Annotated in this window: 9 protein-coding genes and 1 pseudogene; 8 read left to right on the plus strand and 2 right to left on the minus strand. The window is 70.2% G+C overall.

What is annotated here, in order from left to right:
* The 3 genes from EFK10_RS19785 to EFK10_RS19790 all read left to right on the plus strand — a co-directional run.
* On the plus strand, positions 1-1176 hold a 1176-nt coding region (locus EFK10_RS19785), incomplete at its 5' end, for an RNA-guided endonuclease InsQ/TnpB family protein (RefSeq protein ID WP_164836064.1).
* A gap of 77 nt (positions 1177-1253) precedes the next feature.
* The gene (locus tag EFK10_RS53325; protein WP_407647103.1) at positions 1254-1559 is read left to right on the plus strand and encodes a DUF6518 family protein; all 306 of its coding nucleotides are present in this window, start codon (positions 1254-1256) and stop codon (positions 1557-1559) included.
* A 49-nt stretch (positions 1560-1608) separates the two neighbouring features.
* Positions 1609-2091 (plus strand): helix-turn-helix domain-containing protein, encoded by a 483-nt coding sequence (locus tag EFK10_RS19790; RefSeq protein ID WP_265737528.1) that lies wholly within the window; start codon positions 1609-1611, stop codon positions 2089-2091.
* A gap of 169 nt (positions 2092-2260) precedes the next feature.
* Here the strand turns inward: EFK10_RS19790 and EFK10_RS19795 are convergent, their stop codons facing one another.
* A complete protein-coding gene (locus EFK10_RS19795) occupies positions 2261-3196 on the minus strand; it encodes a LysR family transcriptional regulator (RefSeq protein WP_127357016.1) in 936 nt (311 codons plus the stop codon).
* A gap of 134 nt (positions 3197-3330) precedes the next feature.
* Here EFK10_RS19795 and EFK10_RS19800 point away from each other — a divergent pair, with 134 nt between their 5' ends.
* The gene (locus tag EFK10_RS19800) at positions 3331-4599 is read left to right on the plus strand and encodes an MFS transporter (RefSeq protein ID WP_127357017.1); all 1269 of its coding nucleotides are present in this window, start codon (positions 3331-3333) and stop codon (positions 4597-4599) included.
* Between the two features lie 242 nt (positions 4600-4841).
* Here EFK10_RS19800 and EFK10_RS19805 read toward each other — a convergent pair whose 3' ends face one another.
* Positions 4842-5093: a hypothetical protein gene (locus tag EFK10_RS19805; RefSeq protein WP_206305515.1), complete on the minus strand. Its 252-nt coding sequence runs from the start codon at positions 5091-5093 to the stop codon at positions 4842-4844.
* A 19-nt stretch (positions 5094-5112) separates the two neighbouring features.
* Between EFK10_RS19805 and EFK10_RS47545 the strand changes: the two genes are divergently transcribed.
* The 4 genes and pseudogenes from EFK10_RS47545 to EFK10_RS52135 all read left to right on the plus strand — a co-directional run bounded on the left by EFK10_RS47545 (position 5113) and on the right by EFK10_RS52135 (position 7554).
* Positions 5113-5301 (plus strand): hypothetical protein, encoded by a 189-nt coding sequence (locus EFK10_RS47545; RefSeq protein ID WP_164836063.1) that lies wholly within the window; start codon positions 5113-5115, stop codon positions 5299-5301.
* Positions 5302-5403: 102 nt separating this feature from the next.
* A complete protein-coding gene (locus EFK10_RS19810; RefSeq protein WP_127357018.1) occupies positions 5404-6198 on the plus strand; it encodes a DUF4158 domain-containing protein in 795 nt (264 codons plus the stop codon).
* Positions 6195-7163: pseudogene (locus EFK10_RS50455) on the plus strand (Tn3 family transposase); the annotation flags it as partial. The gene EFK10_RS19810 and the pseudogene EFK10_RS50455, both read left to right, overlap by 4 nt.
* A gap of 118 nt (positions 7164-7281) precedes the next feature.
* Complete coding sequence (locus tag EFK10_RS52135; RefSeq protein ID WP_265737529.1) at positions 7282-7554, plus strand: Tn3 family transposase; 273 nt, start codon at positions 7282-7284, stop codon at positions 7552-7554.
* Positions 7555-7763: the final 209 nt, after the last annotated feature.

Raw genomic sequence — 7763 nt, forward strand, 5'->3', positions numbered from 1 at the left:
AAAGGCCGCAAGACCGCCCCGGGTTTCGCGGAACAGTGCCGCCAGCTCACCGAGGCCCGGCGCGATAACCCATGGCTGGGTGCCGGGAACGCGGACGTCCAGCAGCAGGCACTGGGGGACTTCGCCCAGGCCAAGAACGCTCGGTTCACGTCCGGGTTCGGTGAGCCGACGTGGCGTAAGAAGCACGTGCACGAGGGCTTCCGGGTCATCGGCACCGACCGCGTGCCGGAGTTTGAGGCGAACGGCACGCCGAAGCTGAACGCGAAGACCGGCAGGCAGATCATGGGCCGCTCGGTGGTGGCGCAGAAGCTCAACAGGCGGTGGGCGCAGGTGAAGGTGCCCGGCTGCGGCTGGGTCCGCTTTCGTCTCACCCGAGGTGATCTGCCGAAGGCGAAGACGTTCCGCGTCACCTGGCGCAACGGCCGATGGCACATCGCCTTCGCGGTCATCCCCGAACCGATCGACGCCCCCGGCACGGGCGAAGTCATCGGCATCGACCGGGGCGTGACGATCACGGCCGCGCTGTCGGACGGCCGGAAGCTGAACTGCCCGCAGCTCACGGTCAAGGAACGGGCACAGCTCCGCAAGCACCAGCGGCGCGCCGCACGCGCACCCAAGGGCAGCGAGCACAAGACGGCCGAGTACGCCAACATTGCACGGCTCAAGGCCCGGGAATCGGACCGACGCAAGGACTGGTGCGAGAAGACCAGCACGATGCTCGCCCGCACCTACGACCTGGTGCGATTCGAGAAGCTCACCATCAAGAACATGACGCGCTCGGCGAAGGGCACCGTCGAGCAGCCCGGCAAGAACGTGCGGCAGAAGGCCGGACTGAACCGGGCCATCCTCGCCCAAGGCTGGGGCCTGCTCCGGCAGCGCACCGAGCACAAGGCCCCCGGGCGTGTCGAAGACGTCCCCGCCCCCTACACCAGCCTGCGATGCAGCGCCTGCGGATGGATCGACAAGAACTCGCGCAAGAGCCAAGCCGAATTCTGTTGCGTCTCCTGCGGCTTCACCTGCAACGCGGACACCAACGCAGCAACCAACGTCGCGGCAAGACAGGGCGGCATTCCCCGCCCCCGGCGCTCAGCCGGTGCCGGAGGGGTGACAACGGCCACCGGCCGTTCGAGCGCCCGTGAACCTCAACCCACCTGGGTTGGAATCCCCCTCTTTTAAGAGGGGGAGGATGTCAATTCCTCCTCAACGACCAGCACCTCGGCCCGCACAACCGGCGGATCCCCTGGACCTCACGCATTGCGCAGAACCTGCCCCACTGGCTCACCTTCATCGCCCCCTGGCTCCTGGTCGCACTGGTTGCGGGGACGGTGTACGGGCTGATGGGCTGGTGGTGGCGGGAACGGCGGCCGCTCATCGTTGCTGTGCTGATGGGTTTGCCGTTCCTCATCGAACCGTGGGTGTGGATCGACTGGATGGGCTACGACAAGGGCACACGCCTCCCCTGGATCGGCGAGTGGACCGTTGGCACAGCCGTACTTCTCGTGGCGGCCATGACATGGCTCCGCTCACTCCGCACGGTCCCCCCCGACGCGAATCGGTGAGCATCATCCCCACCATCGCGCTCGGCGCGGCGGCCGGCACCGAAAGACGCTGGGGCGCCCGGCCGCGCTCGACGAGGACAAGGCGGCCGACGTTGTCGACGCGTATGCCAAGGGTGCCGCGGTGAAGGTGCTCGCCCGGCGGTACGACGTCGCGCCCAAGACCATCCGCAGGGTGCTCGACGCGGCCGGCGCCCGCGACGCCGTCGACGTCCTGGAGGAACTCGACGGCATGGCCACCGACGTCGAGGAGCAGGCGCCCGAGCCCGAGCAGCCGTACGCCATCGACGTGCCCGGCCTGCTCGCCGAGTACCTCAAGGCCACCGAGGTCTCCGAGATCCACGAAGCGCTGCGCGGTGGCAGGACCATTCGCCGCGGCCAGGGCTACTCGGTGCGCGTCACCGCCCCGCTCGCACTCCACCAGGCCACGCTGGGGCAGTGCGCCGCCCTCGCCGGCGACGGCTCCACCCCGGCCGGACGCAAGGCGTACCGCACGTATGCCGACCGGATCGCGGCGGCGACGGGGAAGAAGTGAAGGCGTCAGTTATCTGGGGTTCCTGAGCTGAATCGGCAGTTCACAGCCTTGATCACCGTCAAGGCATATGAGCATACGGAGGGGGAGAGCAGGAGTGTGCCGATGGCCACGCCTGCCCCCGAGCCATCGTCCGTCGGTCCGGCCACGATGATCGTAGACGCGGCGGCGTTCAGCGCGGAATCACCCAGCCCGGCGCCCAGGTCCCGGTGGCGTCGTGGCCGGCCGCTGTGGCGGCGAGGTGGGCGCGGAGGGTGGCCAGCGCTGGGTGGGGTTTGTCGCGGTGCCAGAGGAGCGAGTGCGGGTAGACGGGCGTCGGGTCGGTCACCGGGATGCGGCGCAGGCCGTGGTCGGCGAGCCAGACGAGGCGGGTCGGCTCGCCCATGAAGGTGGCCAGGGCCGGGGTGTCGGCGACGGTGTCGAGGAGCGCGTCGGAGCCGAAGTTGGGGCCGGTCGCCTCGATGGTGAGGCCGAACTCGGCGACGAGGTCGTCGTAGTAGGCGGCCCACTCGGTACCGGGGACGATGCCGGGCATCCAGATCCGGTGCCCGGCGAGCTGAGCGACGGTCACCGAACGGGCGCCCGCCAGCGCGTGGGCGGGGCCGGTGAGGAGCTGGAGCGGCTCGTCGAGCACCCGGACGGACTCGATGTCCTCGGGAAGGGGCCGGCCGGGCACGGCGACGGCGCGGAAGGACGCGTCGATCGCACCGGACCGGATGGCGGCGACGGCCGTCTCGATGTCGAACAGCATCACCACGTCGAGCTCGATGTCGGGGTGTGCGCGGTGGAAGCCGCGCATCAGGCCGGACTGCGCGCTGCGCGAGGCGATCACGTCGACGCGCAGCGGACGGCGGCCGGTGCGCACGGACGCGACCGCGCGCTCGGCGACGCGCAGCAGCTCGCGCGCGTGGGGCAGGAATGCCTGCCCGTCGATGGTGAGCTCGGCGCCGCGCGCGGTGCGGGTGAACAGCCGCACGCCGAGGTTGCGCTCCAGCGCGGCGATGCGCTTGGAGACGGCCTGCTGGGTGACCGCCAGCTCGGCGGCGGCCTCCTGGAACTGCCCCGCGTCGGCGGCGGCGACGAAGGTCCGGACGGTTTCGAGGTCCATGCCGATACCCTGTGGGCACAACCGTTGGTTGTGGCCGACGGCTCTGTGGTTGTTTGATTCCTGCTGGTGGTGCTCGCTTTGATGCTTCCGATCGCGGATCGGTTGTGCAGGGTGAGTGGCGAGGGGCATCGGGCATGAGAAGCGGGCGCCGACTGGGAGATCTGCTCGGACATCGGCTGGGGCGGCGGTTCGGGTGGCTCTGGGGAGCGTACGGGACCAGCGCGCTCGGCACGTGGCTCGCCTTCGGCGCGTTCCCGCTGATCGCCATCCGGGTGCTGCACGCCGGACCGGCCGAGGTCGCCGCGCTCTCCTCTGTAGGGGCTGCGGTGGGCGCGGCCGTGGCGGTGCCGCTCGGCCCGTGGGTGGAGTTCCGCCGCAAGCGGCCGGTGCTGATCGCGATGGACCTGGTGAGGTTCGCGGCGCTGCTGACGATCCCCGCCGCGTTCGCGCTCGGCGTGCTCACCTTCCTTCAGCTCCTGCTGGTCTCGATCGTCGTCGCGGCGGCCGACATCTCCTTCCGCGCCGCCTCCGGCGCGTACCTGAAGACGCTGCTGCCGGCCGAGGACCTGCTCGTCGCCAACGCCCGGTTCGAGTCCACGGCCTGGACGAGCACGATCATCGGACCGCCGTTAGGCGGCGCGGCGATCGGGCTCCTCGGTCCGGTGGCGACGGTGGTGGCCGACGCGGTCAGCTACCTACTCTCGGCCCTGGGCATCCACGCGACGGGCGGGCACGAGCCGCGGCCCGATCGCCGGGAGGCCTCGCGCATGCGGGCCGGGGACCTGCTCGACGGTTGGCGGTACATCCTCGCCGACGCGACGCTGCGTCCGCTGTTCTTCAACACCGCCTTGTTCAACGGCCTGGTGATGGCCGCCGAGCCGCTGCTGGCCGTCCTGATGCTCGGCCGACTCGGGTTCGCACGGTGGCAGTACGGCATCGCCTTCGCCGCGCCCTCGATCGGCGGGCTGCTCGGTTCGCGGCTGGCCCGACCGCTCGTCACCCGGTTCGGGCAGCACCAGGTCCTGGTCGTGGCCGGGGCGCTGCGCGCGCTCTGGCCCGTCGGCCTGGCCTTCCTGGGGCCGGGCACCGGAGGGCTGCTGCTGGTGATGGCCGTCGAGCTCGGGCTCATCTTCTGCTGCGGGGTCTTCAACCCCGTCTACGCCACCTACCGCCTCAAGCGCACCGCGACCGACCGGGTCACCCGCACGCTGTCCGCCTGGGCGGTGACGACCAAGGCCACGACCGCGCTCCTGACGGCTGTCTGGGGCGTGCTGGGCGGCCTGCTCGGCCCGCGTACGGCCATCGGCCTGGCCGGCGTGCTCCTGCTGGCGACCCCGCTGCTCCTCCCCTGCCGCGCGGCAGCGCATCTCTCCGAGCCGGAGTCAGCACCGAGCCGCGCCTGACGGGCCGCCACGGCCGTCACCGCGATCGGGCTGCGCCGCCCTTCTTCGGAGCGGTCCACCCCTCCGCGTACAGCTCGGAGATGAGCGCGACGGCCTCCGCCGTGGCCGGTGGGGGTCGGGCCCGTAGCCCTCGTACGGATCGACGGGCCCAGGGCGCCCGGGTCGCCGCGGGTCGCATCGACGGTGGCGGTGACGGCGGCGATGGTGGCCGACGTTGCGGCTAGGCAGGATCGCGGCGGCGTTCATCCGGTCTCGTGCTCCTTGGCCAGCAGGTCGGCGGCCGTCTCAGGGCTGGGGGCGTGCAGGTAGTCGAACCGGCGGCCCGCAAGCGCGGCGATGAGGTGGCTGCGCCAGTGGGCCAGGGTGTGGGTGTCCAGCGGCCACACCGGCCCGTACGGCACCCCGGCCACGCCGCCCACCGGGGTGGGCAGGCCGGAGAAGTAGCGGCCCAGCATCTCGTGCAGATGCAGCCGCTCGTTCACCGACAGCGGCACGGCGGGCGTCAGCGACGCCGTGGCCAGGGAGGGGTGGACGACCATACGCACGGCCCGGGCCAGCGGGGCCGTCACCGCCACCCGCAAGATCGGCGGCATCACCGACACCCCCGACCTGACCGCTGTGGAACCGCTGCTGCTCACCCGCGATTCCGCAGGCGGCTTCACCACCCGTCTGGACAACGCCGCCCGCTACGTGGGCCGCTGACCGCCGTCAGCCCCGTGCTGACCCGGGTTCCACCTCTGCCGATCATGTGACTTATGGTGAGCGCCGTCACAGCAGGAGAAGCGGTAAGGAGGGGCGGGACGGGTGGCGTTCCTGACCGGCGAACAACGCCGCAACTACGGCACGTTCACCGCCGTACCGGATGACGGGCAGTTGGCCGGCTACTTCCTGCTGGACCGCGACGCGCGGCGGCGGGCGATGGCCTGCCGGGGCGCGAGGTCGCAGCTCGGCTATGGCGTCCAGCTCGGCACCGTACGGTTCCTGGGCGCCTTCCTGGACAACCCCGAGGACGCGCCCGCCGAAGTCGTGAAGCTGGAGCGAACCCTGGCCAAGAGCCGCCAGAGCGAGCTGTTCCCCTCCGTGCCCTCAAGCATCTCGGGGCCACGTGGCACACCCGGGTCTTCCCCACGGAGGGCGAGCACGCCGGTGGTGTCGACAAACACGCCTGGATCGTCGGCACCGCCGAAGCCCTGCGCGGCGCACTGCGCCGCCACGACGTGTTCGTACCCGGCCTCGACAAGTGGGGCGACCCCCGCAAGGCCCTGCTCCAGGACGACGCCTGGAAAAACGCCCGCCCCCCCGCCCCCGGGTGTGCCGCAGCCTCGGCTGTCCGAGCAGCCCGGCCCCGACCTGGACCGCTGGTGCCGCGAACTCGACGACGACTACCAGCGCCTGGCCGCCGGCCTCGCCGACAACCCGCACGTCCGCATCGAGCAGCGCACCGAAAACGGCAAGATGCGCGACCACCTCATCCTCACCGGCCTGGACAAGCTCACCGAACCCGCCAGCCTCAAAGACCTGCGCGAAGCGGTCGACGCCCGCATCCCCACCGTCGACCTGCCCGAACTCCTCCTCGAAGTGCCTGGACCGGGTTCCTGAACCACTTCCATCACGTCTCGGAGGCGGGCAGCCGCGCCGAACATCTCGTCGTATCGCTGGCAGCGGTTCTTGTGGCCGAGGCATGCAATATCGGGATCCAGGCGATGGTCTCCGAGGACGAGCCCGGCCGCTCCCGCGACCAGCTGATCTGGGTCGAGCAGAACTACCTGCGCGCCGAGACCCTCCGCCTGGCCAACGCGGTCCTGGTCGACTACCAGGCCACCTTGCCCATCGTCGGGCACTGGGGCGGCGGCGAACTCGCCTCCGCAGACGGCCTGCGCTTCGCCACCCCGCTGCGGGTCCTCAACTCCGGGCCGAACCCGAAGTACTTCGCCGCCCGCGGCATCATCCTCTACAACTACCTCTCCGACCAGTACAGCGGCTTCAACCACATCGTCATCCCCGGCACCCGCCGCGACAGCCTCTACCTGCTCGACGGCATCCTCGACCAGCCCACCTCGCTGAACCCCACCGAGATCGCCACCGACACCGCAGGCGACCCTGGTGGTTAATTGCGCAGCGTGGCCAATCGTCCAAGGTCGCCAGTCTCGAGCGGCCCATCATTACCGACAAACCGGTCAGGAATCCGTGCATCCATGACCGCTGCCGTGACGCTCCGCCAATTAACCACCAGGGTCGCAGGCGCCTCCGAAATGATCTTCGGCCTGTTCCGGCTCCTGGGCTACCAGTTCTCCCCACGCCTGGCAGACGCCGGACACACCCTGCTCTACCGCACCGACCCCACCGCCGACTACGGCCCCCTCAACCCGCTGACCGGTGGCCGCATCCGACTGCGCACCATCACCGACCACTGGGACGACCTGCTCCGACTCGCGGGCTCCCTGCGCGAAGGCACCGTCCGCGCCTCCCAGATCCTGCCCGTCCTCGCCGGTCAAGGCCGCCCCAGCCCGCTCGGCCGAGCGGTCATGCAGATCGGCCGCCTGGACCGCTCCGCCTTCCTCGCCCGCTACTACCACAGCGAACTCTTCCGCCGGAAGATCAACACCCAGCTCAACCGCCAGGACTCCCGACACGAACTCGCCCCGCCGCACCTTCTACGGCCAAAAAGGGGGCGAGCTGAGGCTGCGGTACAAGGAGGGACAGGAAGATCAGCTATCGGCCCTGGGGCTCGTCTTGAATGCCTGTGTTCTATGGAATTCGGTGTATATCCAGGAGGCCGTCAACCAGCTCCGCGCCGAGGGCCACCACATCTCCGACGCCGACCTCGCCCGGCTCTCACCCCTCGGCCACGACCACATCCGCATGATCGGCCGCTACCATTTCCGACTCTCGTCCGAACTCGCCGCCGGCAAGCTCCGCCCCCTCCGTACCACGCGGGATACCGTCCCCAGCTAACGATGATCTTCGCGTGATGTCGCATCACAACTGGTGGCTGTCGCAGGTTAGGACGCGCCGTCCGGCGACATCACCCAGCGGATTTCAATCGAGATCAACCACGGAGCTTGGCCTCGATTCTTCCAAGGACTGACGGCGACGTCGTGAGCGGCTGGCTGCCCGATATGTCCCGTGCCGTGTCGGGACTGGCCGTCGCGTGACGCTGCGGG

The sequence above is a fragment of the Streptomyces soli genome (assembly GCF_003999195.1).
Taxonomy (GTDB): domain Bacteria; phylum Actinomycetota; class Actinomycetes; order Streptomycetales; family Streptomycetaceae; genus Actinacidiphila; species Actinacidiphila soli.